We start from the raw sequence: 18,227 nt of genomic DNA on the forward strand, positions 1-18,227 counted from the left end.
CGGAACCGTCAGCGCCGGTCTGGCCGTGCGCTGGCGGTAAAGCTGCGGAAGGTGATCGACCAGCGCGTCACGTCCATCTCGGCGATGCTGTGCTCCCAGTCGTGCCGCGCCTCGCCGCTGAGGTGATACATCGATCGCGGCGCAAGCGGCACGGCGGCGCGGTCGAAGCCGCGCGCCGTGCGCCGCCGGAACCGCATCGTCGCCGGTACGCCGAGCGAAATCCCGACGACATGCTCGAACACCGGCCGGTCGCGGTGCCAGCCGATCCCGGCACCCGGATCGTACCGGATCAGCAACGCCTGGACGAGCGACTCCCCGGGCAGTTTCGCGAACGCGGCGGCGCGCTGGCGGATCGGCAGGAGCCAGTCGGGCAACGGATCGGTCTCGCCGAACCGGCTCGTGTCGAAGTCGTAATGCCAGCCAAACGATCTGGTCAGCCGCTTGCCCAGCCAACCCTGGAACTGGAACGGCGCCAGATCCTGTTCGTCGATCCGGGCGATCAGCGCCGCTTCCTCATCCCGGCTAAGCAGTGCGTCGCGATATTCGAGCCCTGGCAGGATGGGTGTACCGAAAAGGTCTGCGGTCGGATTTGCCATCGTCGGCATGTAGGGATGAGGGCGGCCATGGCCAGCCGAAAGCCCGGCAGTTGCTCATCGCACCGCTGCAATCTACCGCGGAGCGCGCTTGCCGGAGACTGACATGACCGCCCATCTCAAGATCGACTTCGTGTCGGACATCGCCTGTCCGTGGTGCATCATCGGTCTGCGCGCGCTGGAGGAGGCTCTGGTCCGTGCGGCGGATGCGCTCGACGCCGAGATCGTCTTCCAGCCGTTCGAACTCAATCCGGCGATGCCCGCGGGCGGCCAGAACATCGGCGAGCATATCGCCGAGAAATACGGATCGACGCCCGAGCAGTCGGCGGCGAACCGCGCAATGATCGTCGATCGCGCGCGGGACCTCGGCTTCACGATGGCGATGACCGAAACGAGCCGGATCTACAACACGTTCGACGCGCACCGCCTGTTGCATTGGGCGCAGGTCGAAGGGGGGCAGGGCGCGCTGAAGCACGCGCTGTTCACCGCCAATTTCACGGACAATGCCGACCCCGGCGATCACCGCGTCCTGGTCGATGCCGCGGCAAAGGCCGGGCTGGATCCGGTTGCCGCCGAGGAAGTGCTGCGATCGGGACGCTACGCGGACGAGGTTCGCGCGGCGGAAGGCCTGTGGCGCGCCCGCGGGATCAATGCAGTGCCGGCGATCGTGATCAACGACAGGCATCTCATCTCGGGAGGCCAGCCCGTCGACGTCTTCGAACGTGCGCTACGCAAGGTCGCTACGGCAAGCTGACCCGTATCGGGTGATCCGGCAGCAGGATCGGGCTGCCGGATGCGTGATTGTTCGGGCAGCTGGCCTGCGCCGGATCGACCGGAGCAACCGAAGTCGCCCCGTCATCGCCCAATCGCAGATCATACCGGGGCCGTACCCAGTTTGACCGCTCAGTTCAGCGTCGTCATCTCGACGGGCTTGCCCTTGGTGGTCGGGTTCGATGCATTCGCCTTGGGGGCCTTTTCGGCCTTGGGCTTGCGGACTTCCTTGCTGGATTTCTTCTGGCTCTTCGCCATCACGGCACCTCATGGGGCGGAAGGCCCCGCGATCATACTACACGCGTTGTCGCCGATGCCCGCATGTTATCCATGCGGCGTTCCGCGCAGCAGATCGAGTGTCGCGGGATCGTCAGCGCCTTCGAAAAACCGGTTGAGCGCCGCGCGGAACGGCGCCGGATCGTCGGCGACTGCGGCGAACAGCGTCATCGACGACCGCAACTTCACCGCATCGATGCCGCCAAGGATCGCCTCGGCCGAGCCACGCGCTGCGGTCACGGCTTTGGTCGCTTCCATCAGCCTCGACGCAAGCACCGGATGCGCAAGATACGCCCGCGCCTCGTCCTCATCCATGATCGCATAGGTCCGCGCCATCGCGCTTTGCCCGAGCCCCGCGATCTGGGGAAAGACGAACCACATCCAGTGACTGCGTTTCGCCCCGGCGTGCAGTTCGGCGAGCGCCTGCGCGTACACACCGTCCTGCGCGTTGATGAAGCGGGTAAGATCCTGTGCCATCGCCTCGACATGGTTCCGATCATGCCCGACGCAACCCCCGACAAACCCGATGCGTTGGTAGCAGCAGAAGAGGATGGCGCATGAAGACGTTGGTGATGATCGCGGTGCTCGCTTTCCCGTTGCTGGGCGGATGCGCCAAGAAGGACGACCCTACCGACACGCTGGCCGCGAGCAATTTCACGCCACCGCAGACGCGGGCGCCGACGCCGATCCCTGGCCAGGCACAGACCACCCCGATCACTGCCTATGTGGGTAAATACCCGCACGATGCGATAAGCGGTGTTGATTTCTACGACCGTACGGATGTCGCGTCGGGACTCGTCACGGCGGTCGGGGACGCGAAACTGCGCGAGACGATCCGTGGTCGCTCGGGGCCCGAAACGCCGGTATTCAAGATGGGCGACCGCGTTGCCGCCTGGGGTTGCGAGGAACATAATTGCAGCGATCGCAACTGGACCGTCATCGTCGACAGCAAGGCGGGCAAGACGCAGGTCTGTTATCACGATGCGGCAAAGATGGGCGCACGGAGCGACTGGTATGACGGCGCCGCACCTGTCCGACGTGCCGAAACCTGCCCCTCGGAAGGATGAGCTATGCTTGAACATATCCCCGCATGGCTCGGTCATGCGATGAGTGATCTGCGTGCCGGTATCGACAAACTCGCCATCGTCCAGCTTGGCACCAACTTCGAGACGCTCGATCTGACTAGCCCGGCATTCGCGCACGAGGGCCGGATGCCGCCGCGCTTCACCGCCGACGGGGAAGGCGTATCGCCGCCGCTCGTCTGGAGCGAGCCGCCGGTCGGGACCGCGCGCATGGTGTTGATCGTGGAAGACGCCGATGCGCCGACGCCGCAACCGCTTGTCCATGCGATCATCTGGGGGCTTGAAGCCGATGCGGGCCAGCTGGTTGAAGGGGCAATCGCCGCCGACGGAAAGGGTAATGCGGCGGGCCGCGATGTAGGCCGCAATTCCTATCTGCGCGAAGGATGGCTACCGCCCGATCCCCCGAGTGGACACGGCGAGCATCGCTACGCATTTCAACTGTTCGCAATCGGCGCCGGTGCGGGTGATGCCGGTACGACGCCCGGACGGTCTGCCGTGATCGAGGCGATCACCGGCCACGTTCTCGCGGCGGGGTTTTTGATCGGGACGTATTCCCGGGAAGAAGATGCACCGGTCGGGCCAGTGGGGATGGCCGCACCCGCCTGACATCATGCCGTGACAGGCATTCGCATCAGGCGCACGTGTGGCCGGCATGGGTAATGAGTATCAACAGGGTGGTCGAGAAGGCGACGAGGCCGACAAGGACACTGCGGCCCATGAGGGAGGTCTCCCCGGCTCAGGCAATGGGGATGATTGGAGCGGCGGTACCGATCGCGATCGCTGCAAAGAACACGGCGCCGACGACCGAGACTGCGACGCGCTGGATGGTTTCAAAACGGAGCGACATGGTATTTTCCTTCGAGATGTCGGCGAGCAAACCATTCCGCCGCCGATATCGAGTGAGTTGCATGCGTCGTGCCAGTTTCTTATATATTTGAAATCGTTAGACTTTTCGATTGTCCGGTCTTCGAGTTGGGAAATTCAACCAACTTTTTCCGGAAATTGCGCCAATGTCCGGTATCAGCCCGCGCAGATGCGATCCCGCCCCTGATCCTTCGCCGCGTAAAGCAGTCGATCGGCGCGTGCGAACGCGGTCTCGACCGGTTCGTCGTCATGGATCGCGGTGATTCCTACCGACACGGTGACGGTATCGAGTGCGGTATTGGTTTCGCGCACGCGAAACCGCTTTTGTGCGACCGTCGCCCGTAAGGTATCGAACAACATAGCCGCGTCTTCCAGCGTCACGCCGCACAGCAATACGGCAAACTCCTCGCCGCCGTGGCGGGCCACCAGGTGCGGGGAACATTCGGCGGCGATCGTCTGGCCGATGGCGGTGAGCACGCGGTCGCCGACGGCGTGGCCGTGAAGGTCGTTCACGCGCTTGAACCTGTCGATGTCGCACACCGCAAGGCAATGCGGTCCGCCGTGCGTGCCGCGCTCCGCCAACGCCTCCTCGAACGCGCGTCGGTTGGGTAACCCGGTCAGCACGTCGCGGCGGGCGATATCGCGCGCCTCGGCAAGCTTCGCGCGCAACGCATCCACCTCCGCCGTCGCGACTGCCAACCGGACTTCGCTGTCATGAATACGGGCGATCATCGTGCTCGTGATCTGCGTGATCTCGTCGATCTCGGCCATCTTGGTTATCGACGCAGCGCTGCGAGCGAGATCGCGACCGAAGCCGCGCGTATCGTCTTGCATCGTGCGCATCATCCTGGCGAAACCATCGACGTGCTGCTGCGTCTGGGTAACGAGCGCAATCGCCGTATCGGCGTGTCCGCTCGCGTCAGCGTCGAAGCTCGGGTCGACACGGGAGCCAACCCCGACGCCAGCGTCGTTCCGTGGAGCGTGGATGAGCGGCGGACCATCGACCACGCGCCACCCCAGTCGCTCGATATCGACCCTGGTCAGGCGAACGCCTTGCTCGGTCAGCTTCGCGACGGCCTTGCCCAACGGCTGGTCGGGGGCAGAGAGGGTCGCGAAGGCAAATTCGAAATGTGGCGGGACGGGGCTGAGTCCATGCGTATCGAGGAAACGGCCGATGCGCTCGAACAGCCAGCCCGTTGGCAGCGTTGCCGGTTGTTCGCCCGCACCGGTCGACCCATCGGGCGACGCGCCGGCCGACCGATGCGATCCCACACGCATGTCCGCCGTCTGCCCCGATCGCGTCTGCGCCGTCCCTGTGTCCTGCATGATAACCCTCGCGTCCCCGTCGCGGTATTAGGGTCGCAAGCGTTATCATCTCGTCACCAACGCGCAGATAGTTGTCGCGGCGTAACGAACGGTCCGTCTTACTTGCCGGTAAGCTTCTGGACAGCGGCGAGCGTCGTCGCGACGTGTTCCGCGGGGTTCATATCGTCGTGCACGAACGCGACTCGGCCGTCCTTGGCGATGACGTAGCTGGTGCGCTTGGTGATATCGCGACCGGCGATCTGCTTGCCGAGTGCAACGTCGTACCCCTTGATCACGTTCGGCCCCGCGCTGGCGACCGCGAACTTGCCCGCGCATTTCTCGGCCGAGAACTTGCTGAGCGTCTCGACATTGTCGGCCGACATGCCGATCACGGTGCCGCCTGCCTTGGTGAACGCCGGGATCGCCTCCGCGAACGCATGCGCCTCCGCGTTGCAGCCGCCGGTGTACGCCGCCGGGAAGAAGTAGAGCACGACCGGGCCTTTCTTCAGCTGCTCGGCGAGGTGTACCGTGAACACCTTGCCGGCGATCGCGCCGCGCGTGGTGAAGTCCGGAGCCTTGGCGCCGGGTGCGAGTGCCGCCAGCGCAGGCGCCGCGACGAGGAGGGCAGCGGCGGTAGCAAGTGTCGAGACGAGGCGCATGAACGATACTCCGTTTAGATCGCAATGACCTACGCTGGGGAGACCGATCCGTCCATTGCCCGTGACGCTCGCGCCCGATAGGCTGGAAATATGCCAGTAACCCAAGCCGATATCGATCTTGCGCACCGCCTCGCGGATGCTGCGGGCCACGTCATCAGACCCTATTTTCGCCACGAGCACGGCGTCGAGGTCAAGGACGACCAGTCCCCCGTCACGCGCGCCGATCGCGAGGCCGAGACCGCGATGCGCCGGTTGCTCGACGCCGAACGCTCGGGCGACGGCATCGTCGGTGAGGAGTTTGGCGAGAAGCCGGGCGTCACCAACCGCAAATGGGTGCTCGACCCGATCGACGGCACGCGCAGCTTCACCGTCGGGCGGGCGATCTTCGGCACGCTGATCGCACTGGTCGAGGATGGCTGGCCGGTGCTCGGGATCATCGACCAGCCGATCCAGCGCGAACGTTGGGTGGGCGTCGCGGGTCGTCCGACCACGCTCAATGGCGTGCCCGTCCAGACTCGCGTGTGTCGCGAACTGAAGGGGGCGACGATCGCCACCACCAGTCCGCATTTGTTCGACGAAGTCGACGTGCCGCATTATCTCGCGCTCGTCGCCGCGATCTCTGGCGGCAACCCCCGGCAGGGCCCGGTTTATGGCGGCGACTGCTATAATTACGGTCTGCTCGCCAGCGGACATCTCGATATCGTGTGCGAGTCGGGCCTCAAGCTCTACGATTTCGCCGCCTTGGTGCCGGTCGTCGAAGGGGCTGGTGGTCGCATGTGCGACTGGAACGGCGACCCGCTGACCTCGGCCAGCGAGGGCCATGTCCTTGCGATCGGAGACCCTGCGCGAATGGACGACGTGCTCGAAGCGATGCACCGCCTCCAAGCCGATTCGCACGACCACTGAGCAGAACCGCCGCGGCGGGCGGCACACGCCAAACCGACCGCCGCGCGGCGGCGATTACTGGTCGCGCCGACCCAGCAAACGCAGCCGCAGCGCGTTCAGCTTGATGAACCCGGCCGCATCGCGCTGGTCATAGGCGCCCTGGTCGTCCTCGAACGTGACGACCTTCTCCGAGTACAGCGAGTTCGGCGATTTCCGCCCGACCACGTACACGCCGCCCTTGTAGAGCTTCAGGCGAACGGTGCCCGACACCTTCTCCTGACTGTGATCGATCGCGGCCTGCAGCATCTCGCGCTCCGGCGAGAACCAGAAGCCGTTGTAGATCAGCTCGGCATAGCGCGGTGCCAGTTCGTCCTTCAGGTGCGCGGCGCCGCGATCGAGCGTCAGCTGCTCGATGCCGCGATGCGCGAGGTGATAGATCGTGCCGCCCGGCGTCTCGTACATGCCGCGGCTCTTCATGCCGACGAAGCGGTTCTCGACGAGGTCGAGACGGCCGATGCCGTGGCGACGGCCGTATTCGTTGAGCGTCGACAGCAACGTCGCCGGGCTCATGCCCTCGCCGTTGATCGCGACGCCGTCGCCGCGCTCGAAATCGATCGTGATGTACTCAGGGGTATCGGGCGCGTCCTCGGGGTTCACCGTGCGCGAGTAGACATAGTCGGGGACCTCGTCCCACGGGTTCTCGAGCACGAGGCCTTCGCTCGACGTGTGCAGCATGTTCGCATCGGTCGAGAACGGTGCCTGGCCGCGCTTGTCCTTGCTGACCGGGATCTGGTGCTGTTCGGCGAACTCGATCAGGCGCGTGCGGCTGGTGAGATCCCATTCACGCCACGGCGCGATGACCTTGATGTCGGGCGACAGCGCGTAATAGCCGAGCTCGAAGCGGACCTGGTCGTTGCCCTTGCCGGTCGCGCCGTGGCTGACCGCGTCGGCGCCGACCATCTTGGCGATCTCGATCTGGCGCTTGGCGATCAGCGGCCGCGCGATCGACGTGCCAAGCAGATACAGCCCCTCGTACAGCGCGTTCGACCGCATCATCGGGAACACGTAGTCGCGGACGAACTCCTCGCGCAGATCGTCGACGAAGATATGCTCGGGCTTGACGCCCATCATCTCGGCCTTGGCGCGCGCCGGCTCGAGCTCTTCGCCCTGGCCGAGATCAGCGGTGAAGGTCACGACTTCGCAGTTATACGTCTGCTGGAGCCATTTCAGGATCACGCTCGTGTCCAGGCCACCGGAATAGGCGAGCACGACCCGATTGATGCCGGCCTCGCCGGCGGGGCGATTGATCTGATCGGTCACGGGCAGAATCCTTCGGGCAATATCCAATGCCCGCGCCCCTATGCGCTGGGGGCCCCTCTTGCAACCTGTGCATGCAACCGCGCCATGCAACTCGGGCGTTAATGGCGCGTACAACCGAACCGGTCTATTCGCGCCGCAAATCCTCTGGAGTTACCGCATCGTGCTACGCCAAAGCCTCACCCTTCTCGTCCTTGCCGGCCTTGCGACTCCGGCGCTCGCGCAGGAAACGCGCGCGTCGGCCTCGGCCAAGTTCAAGACCGAGTTCGCCGCGTCGGATACCAACAAGGACGGCGTCCTCACGCGCGCGGAAGTGCAGGCACGGATCGGTAACATGAAGGTCGGACCGGGCCGTCCGGACCCCGTGCATGCCAAGCGCCTCGCCGACCTGTGGTTCACCAGCGCGGACAAGAACAAGGACGGCAAGGTCACGCAGGCCGAGGCACAGGCACTGCTCGCGGCGACGTTCGCGAAGTACGACGCGAACCACGACGGCAAGATCGGCGGCGACGAACGCGCCGCGGCCAAGGCCGACGTGCAGGGCCCACGCTAAAGCGCAACCGATCCCCCTCCCTGGAAGGGAGGGGTTAGGGGTGGGTCGGCCCGTTTTGCGGGCGCCGCTCATCCCAAGCAGCCGACCCACCCCCAGCCCCTCCCTTCCAGGGAGGGGAGCAAGTCAAGCTCTTCCCTTTCAAGAAAGGGAGCAGGTCACCCCTCGCGCAAAGCCCGCTCACCCTCGATCATGTAATCGCGCGTCAGCGGCAACGTCATCCGGCTCTTCGACAGCTGAATCTGGTAGTTGACCATCCCCCCGGTCCGGAACGCCGTTGCGGCACCCGCCAGGTAAAACGTCCACATCCGGTAGAATCGCTCGTCGTACAGCGCAACGATCGCGTCCTTCGCGGCCACCGTCCGATCGTACCAGAGGTCGATTGTCAGCGCATAATGGACGCGCAACACCTCGATATCGGTCGGGAAGAACTTCAGCCCCTCATACCCCTTCACGATCTCCGACAGCGCCGGATTATACCCGCCCGGGAAGATATACTTGGTCGTGAAGGTGTCGGTGACGCCCGGACCGCCCATCCGGCCGATCGTATGGAGCAGCATCACGCCGTCGTCGGTGAGCAGGTCGCGGCATTTGCGGAAGAACGCCTTGTAGTGCGCGGGGCCGACATGCTCGAACATCCCGACCGAGACGATCCGGTCGAAACTTCCGGTCAGCGCGCGATAGTCGATCAGTTCGAACTTCACCTTGTCGGCGACGCCAGCCTCCTCGGCACGACGCCGCGCGACCTTCAGCTGCTCCTCGCTGAGTGTCACGCCGAGCACCTCGGCACCGGTTTTCGCGTGCAGATACAGCGCCATCCCGCCCCAGCCGCAGCCGATGTCGAGCACCCGCATGCCCGGCTGGATCGCGAGCTTGGCAGCGATATGCGCCTTCTTGTCCGACTGTGCCTGCTCCAGGCTGTTGCCCGGATCGGTGAAGTACGCGCAGGAATATTGTCGGTCCGCATCCAGGAACAGGTCGTACAGCCGGTCCGACAGATCGTAATGATGCGCGACGTTCTTCTTCGACCGGCGCGCCATGTTCACGCGGTCGACACGGTGCACCACCTTGTCGAGCAACTTGATCGGCAGCGACGGATTGAGGCCGCCGCCACGCTCCCACGGGCTGTTGCCCTTGAGCAGGTTGACCAGATCGCGGATGTCGCCGCGGTCGATCACGAGGCGCCCATCCATGAACGCCTCCGCCGCGCCGAGCGCCGGGTGGCGGACGATCGCGCCGGCGACACCGGCCTGCGTCAGCCGAATCGTGACGGGATTGTAGGCCGGGTCTGGCTTGCCAAAATGCTTGGTGGTGCCATCCGCGTGAATGAGCGTGAGCTCGCCAGTTTTTACCTGCCGGGCCAGGAAACGATCGAAGAGTGCCATGCGGCGTTAGCTAATGACTGGTACGGAATTGCGCTACCCCTCGGCGCGGTTCAGATTCCTGCGTACCAATCATAATCGACGTTATCTTCCCAATAGCCGCCCTTGCCCTTTCCGATCCCGGCAAGGCTGGCGACCGCGTCGATCGCCATGACGTATTTGGCGTGCTTGTAGCCGAGCTGCCGCTCGACGCGCAGACGGACAGGCGCGCCGTGCGCGACGTCGAGCACCTGATCGTTCAGCGCCCAGGCAAGAATCGTCTGCGGATGGAACGCATCGACCAGATCGACCGACTCGTAATAGTTCGCACCGCCGAACAGGTCCGCACACGTGAACACGATGTAACGCGCGGACGTCTGCAACCCGGCGGCGGTCAGCAGCGCGCCGAGCTTCGGCCCCTGCCATTTGCCGATCGCGCTCCAGCCCTCGACGCAATCGTGGCGCGTGATCTGCGCGCGCGACGGCATCTGGCGAAGTTGCGGGAGCGACACCGACAGCGGCCGATCGACCAGCCCGCCGACCTTCAGCCGGTAGTCCGCGAAATTGTTGGCGACCATCGCGGTATACTCCGCGGTCCCCGGATTGCTGGTGCCGTTCGACCGGAAGATCGGCGACATCTGCGCGGGGCTGAACTCGGGCGCCAGCGCGTTGCGGTTGCTCAGCGCGCGCTGCAGCCCGCGGTTCATGTCCTCGCCCATGAACAGGATCTTCCGCGCCTCGGGGTTTGCGGCGATTTTGTCGCAGCCGGCCAGCAGCGCCCCTGCACCGATGGTCGCACCCATAACGAGCGAGCGGCGGGTAATCAGCGAGCTCATGCGACGTCCTCCGACGTGTGGGCGGGGACCTTCCAGCGCCCGGTAATCATCGACCGCACCTCGTTCCATGTCCCCGCCAGGATCACCAGCGCCAGATGCGCGATGATGAACAGCACCAGCCCGGTCGCGGCGATGAAGTGGATCGAGCGCGCCGATTGTCGGCCTCCGAATACCTCGAGCAGCCACGGAAACGCCGCGTCCATCCCTGGCGACATCGTCAGCCCGGTCAGGATCATCACCGGGATCAGCACGAAGATCGTCGCCACGTAGGACAGCTTCTGGAGAATGTTGTACGCGCCCGGCCGCTTCGGATCGTGGAAGCGGAACGCCAGATGTTCCTTCACGTCATGCGCCACTTCACGCGGCGAGAGCTCGGCCGCCCGCACGCGAAGATCACGCTGGAAATGCTTGTTGATCAGGCTGACGATCATGAACCCGAGCAGCGCGAAGGCGAGCACCAGCGCGAACAACAGGTGCCAGCGCCGCGACAGCGCCAGATTGTAACTGGCCGGGATCGTCAGCAGGTTGAGCAGCGACACCAGCCAGCTCGGCCACTGGTCGAGCGTCGTCCACGCGGTATCGAAATTCGCGCCGTACCGTCCCCAATACAGCCGCGGATGCGCCTTCAGGATGCCGATACCGCTGCCGATCATGATGAACATCGTCACCACCGTCACCCAATGCCAGACACGCGTCGCCAGCCGGTGGCGCTTGATGACCGGGGGACTGATAGGGGTGCTGACGGGGAGGGCAGTGGGATCGTTCATGCTCGACCTTCGCTATAGGCAGTCGGACAGTGACTTAGCAGGAATACATGTATGACCGAATGGCATTCTTACGAGCCCGCGAACGGCCATCGCCTGCCGCACGATCCCCTCAACGCGATCGTCGCGCCGCGGCCGATCGGCTGGGTCAGCACCGTGTCCGCGGACGGCGTAGCGAACCTCGCGCCGTACAGCTTCTTCAACCTGTTCAACTACACCCCGCCGATCATCGGCTTCTCGTCGATGGGCTGGAAGGACAGCGTCGCCAATATCGAGGCGACCGGCGAGTTCGTTTGGAACCTGGTGACGCGCGATCTCGGCGAGGCGATGAACGCCACGTCTGCGGGCGTGCCGGCGGACGTCGACGAGTTCGCGCTGGCCGGGCTCGAGATGGCCGCCTCGACGAAGGTCAAGCCGGCGCGGGTCGCCGCTTCGCGCGCGCAGTTCGAGTGCCAGCTCACGCAGTTGATCCGTCTGGAGACCAAGGAAGGCCGCGAGCTCGACCAGTGGATGGTGCTCGGCGAAGCGGTCGCGATCCACATCGACACCGCGATGCTGGAGGACGGCGTCTACCAGACGGCGCGCGCGCAACCGATCCTGCGCGGCGGCGGTCCCGCGGATTACTTTACAATCACGGAAGATTCCTTGTTCAAGATGCGCCGCCCGGGCTGATAGAGGCGTATGCTGCGGCGCAGCATGTTACGCCGTCCCGGCTTACGAAAGAGATACCCATGAAACCTGTCGATACGCGCATGGCGCTGCTAGCGCTCGCCGTCGGCGGGTTCGCGATCGGGACGACCGAGTTCGCGGCGATGAGCCTGTTGCCGCAGTTCGCACGCGGGCTCGGGATCGACGAGCCGACCGCGGGGCATGTCATCAGCGCTTATGCGCTGGGCGTCGTCGTGGGTGCGCCGACGATCGCGGTGCTGGCGGCGAAGATCGAGCGGCGGGTGCTGCTGATCGGGTTGATGACGTTCCTTGGGATCGCCAACGGCCTGTCCGCGCTCGTGCCGACCTATCACACGATGCTGTTGGCCAGGTTCCTTAGTGGATTGCCGCATGGCGCGTATTTCGGGGTCGGGTCGCTGGTAGCGGCGTCGATGGTGCCGCGCGAGAAGCGGTCGCGCGCGGTGTCGCGGATGATGCTTGGGCTGACGATCGCGACGATCGCGGGCGTGCCGTTGGCGAACGGCATCGGCCAGTGGTTCGGCTGGCGCTGGGGCTTTGGGATCGTCGCGATCATCGCGGCCGCGACGGTCGCGATGCTGCTGAAGTTCGCGCCGGTCCTGCGTCCTGCCAAAGATGCGAGCCCGCTGGGCGAACTCGCGGCGCTGCGTAACGGACAGGTGTGGCTGACGCTCGCCATCGGGGCGGTAGGGTTCGGCGGCATCTTCTGCGTCTACACCTACCTCGCCTCGACGCTGACCGAGGTGACCGGCGTATCGTCCGCGTTCACGCCCGTTGCGTTTGCACTGTTCGGCGTCGGCATGACGATCGGGACTTTGGTCTGCGCGAAGGCAGCCGACGTCGCGCTGATGCCGGCGGCGGGGATCACCTTGCTATTCGGGGCAGGAGCGCTCGCGCTCTATGCACCCGCGACGCCGCATCTCTGGGCGATGCTGCCGGTGATCCTGTTGATCGGCTGCGGCGGCGGCCTGTCAACGATCCTTCAGACGCGACTGATGGATGTCGCGGAGGAGGCGCAGACCTTGGCCGCGGCGCTCAACCATTCCGCGTTCAATACGGCCAACGCGCTTGGGCCGTGGCTTGGTGGGCTGGCGATTGCGGGCGGGTATGGGTTGCCGTCGACCGGCTGGGTCGGGACCGCGCTGGCGCTTGGCGGGTTTGTGATCTGGGCGGTGTCCTGGGGACTGGATCGCCGGCGGGTTTGAGTAGGGGCCCGCTAACGACTGTTCTCTCCAGGGTTGCAGGCGGTGGCGCTGGTGGCTCCTGGACCCCCGCCTTTGCGGGGGAACGGTTGTTGTGAGGCGCCCGGGTTATCCTAACCACTACCACCCCGGCGAAGGCCGGGGCCCAATTGGGGGACGGTGCTAACTAGCGGCAGCGCTCCGTTACTGCAGCCTTGCCAATTGGGCCCCGGCCTTCGCCGGGGTAGTGCTGGTAGGCGTGGCGAAGTGCCGACCGTTCGGGAGATGCCGGCCCGTCAGCCCCAACCAATCACCGCGCGATGTCGCGCTTGGCCAGCTGCTTGTTCAGACCCAGTGCGATCAGCGTGAACACCGCGCCCGAGAAGAGGTACGCGCCGCTCGCCGCCAGCCCCAGCTTGCTCGTCAGCAGCAGCGCTGCCAGCGGAGCGAACCCGGCACCGAACAGCCACGCCAGATCGGTCGTCAGCGCCGAGCCGGTATAACGATGCTGCGGCGACAGGCTCGATGCGATCGCGCCCGAGGACTGGCCGAACGACAGGCCGAACAGCAGGAAGCCGATCCCCATGAACAGGCGCTCGCCGATCTCGCCGCCATCGAGCAGCAACGGCGCTGCGATCGCGAACAGCGCGATCAGCACTGCGATCGTGCCCAGCATGGTGCGACGACCGAAGCGGTCCGCGAGCAGCCCCGACACCAGCATCGCGCCAAGCCCTATCACCGCCCCGATGACCTCCACCACGAGGAAACGACCTGCCGATTCACGCGTGAACAGCACGACCCACGATAGCGGGAACACCGTCACCATGTGAAACAGCGCGAAGCTCGCGAGCGGCACGAACGAACCGAGCCAGATCGCCTTCCATTGCGACTGCACGGTCTCGATCACCGGTGCAGGCTCGAGCTCGCGCTTGGCATACATCTCTTCGAACTCTGGCGTCACGACCAACCGAAGGCGCGCGAACAGGGCCACAACGTTGATCGCGAACGCGACGAAGAACGGATAACGCCAGCCCCAGGCGAAGAAGTCCTCGGTCGGCAGTGCGGCCACGAAGAACGCGAACAGGCCGCTGGCAACCAGCAGGCCAATCGGCGCACCCAGCTGCGGCAGCATCGCGTACCAGCCGCGATGCTTTTCCGGCGAGTTCAGCGACAGCAGCGAGGCGAGACCATCCCACGCGCCGCCAAGCGCGATGCCCTGGCCGATACGGAGCAGCGCGAGGATCGCGACCGACCAGTTGCCGACCGAATCATAGCTCGGGATGAACCCCATCGCGACCGTCGACGTGCCGAGCAGGAACAGCGAGATCGTCAGCTTGACGCTGCGGCCGTACGCACGATCGACCGCGATGAAGATGATCGAGCCGATCGGGCGAGCGATGAACGCCAGCGCGAACACCGCGAACGAATACAGCGTGCCCTGCAACCGGTCGACATACGGAAACACCAGCGTCGGGAACACCAGCACCGAAGCGATCGCGAACACGAAGAAGTCGAAGAATTCCGAGGTGCGGCCGATCACCACGCCGATCGCGATCACGCCCGGCGTGACGTGCTCGCCGTCGCTGTGGATACTGCGAGCATCGGCTTCGAAGCTCGTCTCGGGGACTGTATTTGCACTCATTCTTCAACTCGCTCTTCAGGGCGCGAACCCGATGATACGCTGTTCCGGCGGATGCGGGCAGATATATTCCGCGCCAATCTCCCGCGCCCAATGCGGGCAGGGGTGATCTATGCTACTCCGGGCGACGATAAAGCCATGCCGATGTTGCAGTGCAGCGCCCATTGGACAAATTGTCCACTGTAGCGCGGCGAAAGCGAGGCGTAGGGGATCCGCATGATCGTTGAGAAAACCGTTTCCCGCGCGAAAAAATGGCTGGCCGTGCTGCCGCTTGCGCTGCTCACCAGCGGCTGCAACTGGGTCGTGATGTCGCCTTCGGGCGATATCGCAGTGCAACAGCGCGATCTCGTGCTGATCGCGACCGGTCTGATGCTGTTGATCATCGTGCCGGTGATCATCCTCACGCTGCTGTTCGCGTTCCGGTATCGCCAGTCGAACAAGACCGCGAAGTACGAGCCCAACTGGGATCACTCGGTCGGGCTCGAGCTGCTGATTTGGGGCATCCCGCTGCTGATTATCATCGCGCTCGGCGCGCTGACCTGGACCAGCACGCATCTGCTCGATCCGTATCGCCCGCTCGGCCGGATCAAGCCTGATTCTCCGACGCTCGCGAACAACGTGCCGGTCGGCAATCTGGTCGACAAGCAGCAGGCGGGCAACGGTCCGAACGGCGCCGGCAAGCCGCTCGAGGTGCAGGTCGTCGCGCTCGATTGGAAGTGGCTCTTCATCTATCCGGAATACGGCATCGCCACGGTCAACGAGTTGGCTGCGCCGGTCGATCGTCCGATCCGCTTCCAGATGACCTCGTCGTCGGTGATGAACGCGTTCTACATCCCGGCGCTCGCCGGCATGATCTACACGATGCCCGGCATGCAGACGACGCTGAACGCGGTCATCAACAAGCCCGGCAACTACGAAGGCTTCTCGTCCAACTATAGCGGCGCGGGCTTCTCGGGGATGCGCTTCCGCTTCCACGGCGTCAGCGACGCTGGCTTCCAGGCCTGGGTCAATCAGGTCAAGCAGCGTGGGGGCGGTCTGAACCGCGCAAGCTATCTCCAGCTGGAGAAGCCGAGCGAGAAGGTCCCTGTCCGCTATTACAATGCGGTCGAGCCGAACATGTTCAAGCTGGTCGTCGAGCAGTGCGTCCAGCCCGGCAAGGTCTGCATGTCGCAGATGATGCACGGCGGCAAAGGCGGGGGGGATTCGCACGCCGGCATGGCGATGCCCGGGGTCAATGGCGGCAAGGGCCCGCAGGACACCGGTCATCCCGAAGGCGCCCTGATGAAGGACGCGGACGAAAAGGGAAGCGGCAACCACTGGACCGCGCCGGCCGACATCAAAAAGGATGGCGCAAACAGCGCCCCCGGCTCGCAGTCCAACCGCAATCACACGATGCTGACCCCCTCCACCATGCCGGGCACGCGCCCCGTCGCGAACGGCTAGAGAAACCATCATGAACGACACCCTGTTGAAGACTATCTTCGGCCGCCTGACCCTGGAGTCGCTGCCGCTGCACGAACCGATCGTCGTCGCCACCTTCGCGATGGTGGCGATCGGCGGGCTCGGGCTCGTCGCCGCGCTGACCTACTTCAAGGTCTGGGGCTATCTGTGGAACCAGTGGTTCACCAGCGTCGATCACAAGAAGATCGGCATCATGTACATGATCCTGGCGATCGTCATGCTGCTGCGCGGGTTCTCCGACGCGATCATGATGCGTGCGCAGCAGGCGATGGCGTTCAACGGGTCCGAAGGATACCTGACCGCGCATCACTACGACCAGGTCTTCACCGCGCACGGCGTGATCATGATCTTCTTCGTGGCGATGCCGATGGTCACGGGCCTGATGAACTATGTCGTCCCGCTCCAGATCGGTGCGCGCGACGTGTCGTTCCCGTTCCTCAACAATTTCAGCTTCTGGATGACCACGGCCGGTGCCGTGATCGTCATGATGTCGCTGTTCATCGGTGAGTTCGCGCGGACCGGCTGGCTCGCGATGCCGCCCCTCTCGGGACTGGCATATTCGCCCGACGTCGGTGTCGATTACTATATCTGGGCCTTGCAGATCGCGGGCATCGGGACGCTGTTGTCCGGCGTCAATCTGGTCGCGACCATCGTCAAGATGCGCGCACCCGGGATGACCATGATGAAGATGCCGATCTTCACCTGGACCTCGCTCTGCACAAACATCCTGATCGTCGCCGCCTTCCCGGTCCTGACCGCGGTTCTCGCGATGCTGTCGCTCGATCGCTACATCGGCACCGCGTTCTTCACGAACGACTCGGGCGGCAACCCGATGATGTACGTCAACCTGATCTGGATCTGGGGTCACCCCGAGGTCTACATCCTGGTCCTGCCGGCGTTCGGCATCTTCTCGGAAGTCACCTCGACCTTCTCGGGCAAGCGCCTCTTCGGCTACAGCTCGATGGTCTATGCGACGCTCGTCATCACGATCCTCGCCTACCTCGTCTGGCTGCACCACTTCTTCACGATGGGCTCTGGCGCGAGCGTGAACTCGTTCTTCGGCATCACCACGATGATCATCTCGATCCCGACCGGGGCCAAGATCTTCAACTGGCTGTTCACGATGTACAAGGGCCGGATCCGGTTCGAACTGCCGATGATGTGGACGATCGCCTTCATGGTGACCTTCACGATCGGCGGCATGACCGGCGTGCTGCTCGCGGTGCCGCCTGCCGATTTCGTGCTGCACAACTCGCTGTTCCTGGTCGCGCATTTCCATAACGTGATCATCGGCGGCACGCTGTTCGGCATGTTCGCCGGCATCAACTACTGGTTCCCGAAGGCGTTCGGCTTCAAGCTGGACAAGAAGTGGGGCACGGTATCGTTCTGGTGCTGGGTGGTCGGCTTCTACTTCGCGTTCATGCCGCTCTACGTGCTCGGCCTGATGGGCGTGACCCGCCGGATGCGCTATTTCGACGATCCGAACCTGCAGATCTGGTTCGTCATCGCCGCCTTCGGTGCAGCCCTGATCGCAGCCGGCATCGGTGCCTTCCTGCTCCAGATCTTCGTCAGCATCCGCAACCGCGAGGCGCTGGCCGATCACAGCGGCGACCCGTGGAACGGTCGCACGCTGGAGTGGGCGACCTCGTCGCCGCCGCCGGAGTACAACTTCGCGTTCACGCCGATCGTCCATGACCTGGACGCCTGGTACGACATGAAGGATCGCAAGCACGAGCGGCCTGTGACCGGCTTCAAGTCGATCCACATGCCGAGCGGTACCGGCACGGGCGTCGTGCTCGCCGGTCTCAGCGTGGCGTTCGGGTTCGCGATGATCTGGTACATCTGGTGGCTCGCAGGGCTGGCACTCGCCGGCATCTTCGGCACCACCATCTTCCACACGTTCAACTACAAGCGCGACTTCCACATCCCGGTCGAGGACGTGATCGCCACCGAGAACGCGCGCACCCGCCAGCTCGCGACCCAGGGAGCCTGACGC

The 18,227-nt window shown here is 64.6% G+C and carries 20 protein-coding genes; 9 read left to right on the forward strand and 11 right to left on the reverse strand.

What is annotated here, in order from left to right:
• Positions 1–8: 8 nt before the first annotated feature.
• The gene (locus BM244_RS19410) at positions 9–596 is read right to left on the reverse strand and encodes an alpha-ketoglutarate-dependent dioxygenase AlkB (protein WP_093400613.1); all 588 of its coding nucleotides are present in this window, start codon (positions 594–596) and stop codon (positions 9–11) included.
• A 103-nt stretch (positions 597–699) separates the two neighbouring features.
• Here BM244_RS19410 and BM244_RS19415 point away from each other — a divergent pair, with 103 nt between their 5' ends.
• On the forward strand, positions 700–1,347 hold the full coding sequence (locus BM244_RS19415; RefSeq protein WP_093400550.1) for a DsbA family oxidoreductase: 648 nt from the start codon (positions 700–702) through the stop codon (positions 1,345–1,347).
• Positions 1,348–1,496: 149 nt separating this feature from the next.
• Here the strand turns inward: BM244_RS19415 and BM244_RS23820 are convergent, their stop codons facing one another.
• Positions 1,497–1,622 (reverse strand): hypothetical protein, encoded by a 126-nt coding sequence (locus tag BM244_RS23820; RefSeq protein ID WP_259457500.1) that lies wholly within the window; start codon positions 1,620–1,622, stop codon positions 1,497–1,499.
• Positions 1,623–1,688: 66 nt separating this feature from the next.
• Entirely contained in the window at positions 1,689–2,117 is a 429-nt protein-coding gene (locus BM244_RS19420; RefSeq protein ID WP_093400551.1) for a DUF1810 domain-containing protein, read from the reverse strand.
• A gap of 80 nt (positions 2,118–2,197) precedes the next feature.
• Here BM244_RS19420 and BM244_RS19425 point away from each other — a divergent pair, with 80 nt between their 5' ends.
• Together BM244_RS19425 and BM244_RS19430 are read left to right on the forward strand one after the other, a co-directional pair.
• Positions 2,198–2,707, forward strand: coding sequence for a hypothetical protein (locus BM244_RS19425; RefSeq protein ID WP_093400552.1), 510 nt, complete (start codon positions 2,198–2,200; stop codon positions 2,705–2,707).
• Positions 2,708–2,710: 3 nt separating this feature from the next.
• Positions 2,711–3,328 (forward strand): YbhB/YbcL family Raf kinase inhibitor-like protein, encoded by a 618-nt coding sequence (locus BM244_RS19430; protein WP_093400553.1) that lies wholly within the window; start codon positions 2,711–2,713, stop codon positions 3,326–3,328.
• A 130-nt stretch (positions 3,329–3,458) separates the two neighbouring features.
• Here BM244_RS19430 and BM244_RS23250 read toward each other — a convergent pair whose 3' ends face one another.
• The 3 genes from BM244_RS23250 to BM244_RS19440 all read right to left on the reverse strand — a co-directional run bounded on the left by BM244_RS23250 (position 3,459) and on the right by BM244_RS19440 (position 5,550).
• Positions 3,459–3,599: a hypothetical protein gene (locus BM244_RS23250; protein ID WP_175518295.1), complete on the reverse strand. Its 141-nt coding sequence runs from the start codon at positions 3,597–3,599 to the stop codon at positions 3,459–3,461.
• A 143-nt stretch (positions 3,600–3,742) separates the two neighbouring features.
• Positions 3,743–4,912, reverse strand: coding sequence for a GGDEF domain-containing protein (locus tag BM244_RS19435; RefSeq protein ID WP_254784610.1), 1,170 nt, complete (start codon positions 4,910–4,912; stop codon positions 3,743–3,745).
• Between the two features lie 98 nt (positions 4,913–5,010).
• Positions 5,011–5,550 carry a peroxiredoxin gene (locus tag BM244_RS19440; RefSeq protein WP_093400555.1) on the reverse strand — a complete coding sequence of 180 codons (540 nt, stop codon included), beginning with the start codon at positions 5,548–5,550 and terminating at the stop codon, positions 5,011–5,013.
• 90 nt (positions 5,551–5,640) lie between these two features.
• On the opposite strand from BM244_RS19440, the gene BM244_RS19445 reads away from it, so the two are divergent.
• Positions 5,641–6,456: an inositol monophosphatase family protein gene (locus BM244_RS19445; RefSeq protein WP_093400556.1), complete on the forward strand. Its 816-nt coding sequence runs from the start codon at positions 5,641–5,643 to the stop codon at positions 6,454–6,456.
• Between the two features lie 54 nt (positions 6,457–6,510).
• On the opposite strand, the gene BM244_RS19450 is transcribed toward BM244_RS19445, so the two are convergent.
• Positions 6,511–7,755, reverse strand: coding sequence for an argininosuccinate synthase (locus BM244_RS19450; protein ID WP_254784611.1), 1,245 nt, complete (start codon positions 7,753–7,755; stop codon positions 6,511–6,513).
• 160 nt (positions 7,756–7,915) lie between these two features.
• Between BM244_RS19450 and BM244_RS19455 the strand changes: the two genes are divergently transcribed.
• Entirely contained in the window at positions 7,916–8,305 is a 390-nt protein-coding gene (locus tag BM244_RS19455; protein ID WP_175518309.1) for an EF-hand domain-containing protein, read from the forward strand.
• 155 nt (positions 8,306–8,460) lie between these two features.
• On the opposite strand, the gene BM244_RS19460 is transcribed toward BM244_RS19455, so the two are convergent.
• Genes BM244_RS19460 through BM244_RS19470 form a run of 3 tightly spaced genes read right to left on the reverse strand, consistent with a single transcriptional unit; the run spans position 8,461 to position 11,266 of the window.
• The gene (locus BM244_RS19460; protein WP_093400558.1) at positions 8,461–9,687 is read right to left on the reverse strand and encodes an SAM-dependent methyltransferase; all 1,227 of its coding nucleotides are present in this window, start codon (positions 9,685–9,687) and stop codon (positions 8,461–8,463) included.
• Positions 9,688–9,737: 50 nt separating this feature from the next.
• Positions 9,738–10,499: a molybdopterin-dependent oxidoreductase gene (locus BM244_RS19465; RefSeq protein ID WP_093400559.1), complete on the reverse strand. Its 762-nt coding sequence runs from the start codon at positions 10,497–10,499 to the stop codon at positions 9,738–9,740.
• Complete coding sequence (locus tag BM244_RS19470; RefSeq protein WP_093400560.1) at positions 10,496–11,266, reverse strand: cytochrome b/b6 domain-containing protein; 771 nt, start codon at positions 11,264–11,266, stop codon at positions 10,496–10,498. Before BM244_RS19470 ends, BM244_RS19465 begins: the two co-directional genes overlap by 4 nt.
• A gap of 51 nt (positions 11,267–11,317) precedes the next feature.
• Between BM244_RS19470 and BM244_RS23400 the strand changes: the two genes are divergently transcribed.
• Positions 11,318–11,935, forward strand: coding sequence for a flavin reductase family protein (locus tag BM244_RS23400; protein WP_093400561.1), 618 nt, complete (start codon positions 11,318–11,320; stop codon positions 11,933–11,935).
• A 59-nt stretch (positions 11,936–11,994) separates the two neighbouring features.
• On the forward strand, positions 11,995–13,155 hold the full coding sequence (locus tag BM244_RS23405; RefSeq protein WP_093400562.1) for an MFS transporter: 1,161 nt from the start codon (positions 11,995–11,997) through the stop codon (positions 13,153–13,155).
• 286 nt (positions 13,156–13,441) lie between these two features.
• On the opposite strand, the gene BM244_RS19485 is transcribed toward BM244_RS23405, so the two are convergent.
• The gene (locus tag BM244_RS19485) at positions 13,442–14,773 is read right to left on the reverse strand and encodes an MFS transporter (RefSeq protein WP_093400563.1); all 1,332 of its coding nucleotides are present in this window, start codon (positions 14,771–14,773) and stop codon (positions 13,442–13,444) included.
• Between the two features lie 213 nt (positions 14,774–14,986).
• Here BM244_RS19485 and BM244_RS19490 point away from each other — a divergent pair, with 213 nt between their 5' ends.
• Both BM244_RS19490 and cyoB read left to right on the forward strand, forming a co-directional pair.
• On the forward strand, positions 14,987–16,213 hold the full coding sequence (locus tag BM244_RS19490; protein WP_093400564.1) for a ubiquinol oxidase subunit II: 1,227 nt from the start codon (positions 14,987–14,989) through the stop codon (positions 16,211–16,213).
• Positions 16,214–16,223: 10 nt separating this feature from the next.
• A complete protein-coding gene (cyoB, locus tag BM244_RS19495; RefSeq protein ID WP_093400565.1) occupies positions 16,224–18,224 on the forward strand; it encodes a cytochrome o ubiquinol oxidase subunit I in 2,001 nt (666 codons plus the stop codon).
• The last annotated feature ends 3 nt before the right edge of the window (positions 18,225–18,227 follow it).

The organism is Sphingomonas sp. OK281 (genome assembly GCF_900115295.1).
In the GTDB taxonomy this organism is placed as follows: domain Bacteria; phylum Pseudomonadota; class Alphaproteobacteria; order Sphingomonadales; family Sphingomonadaceae; genus Sphingomonas.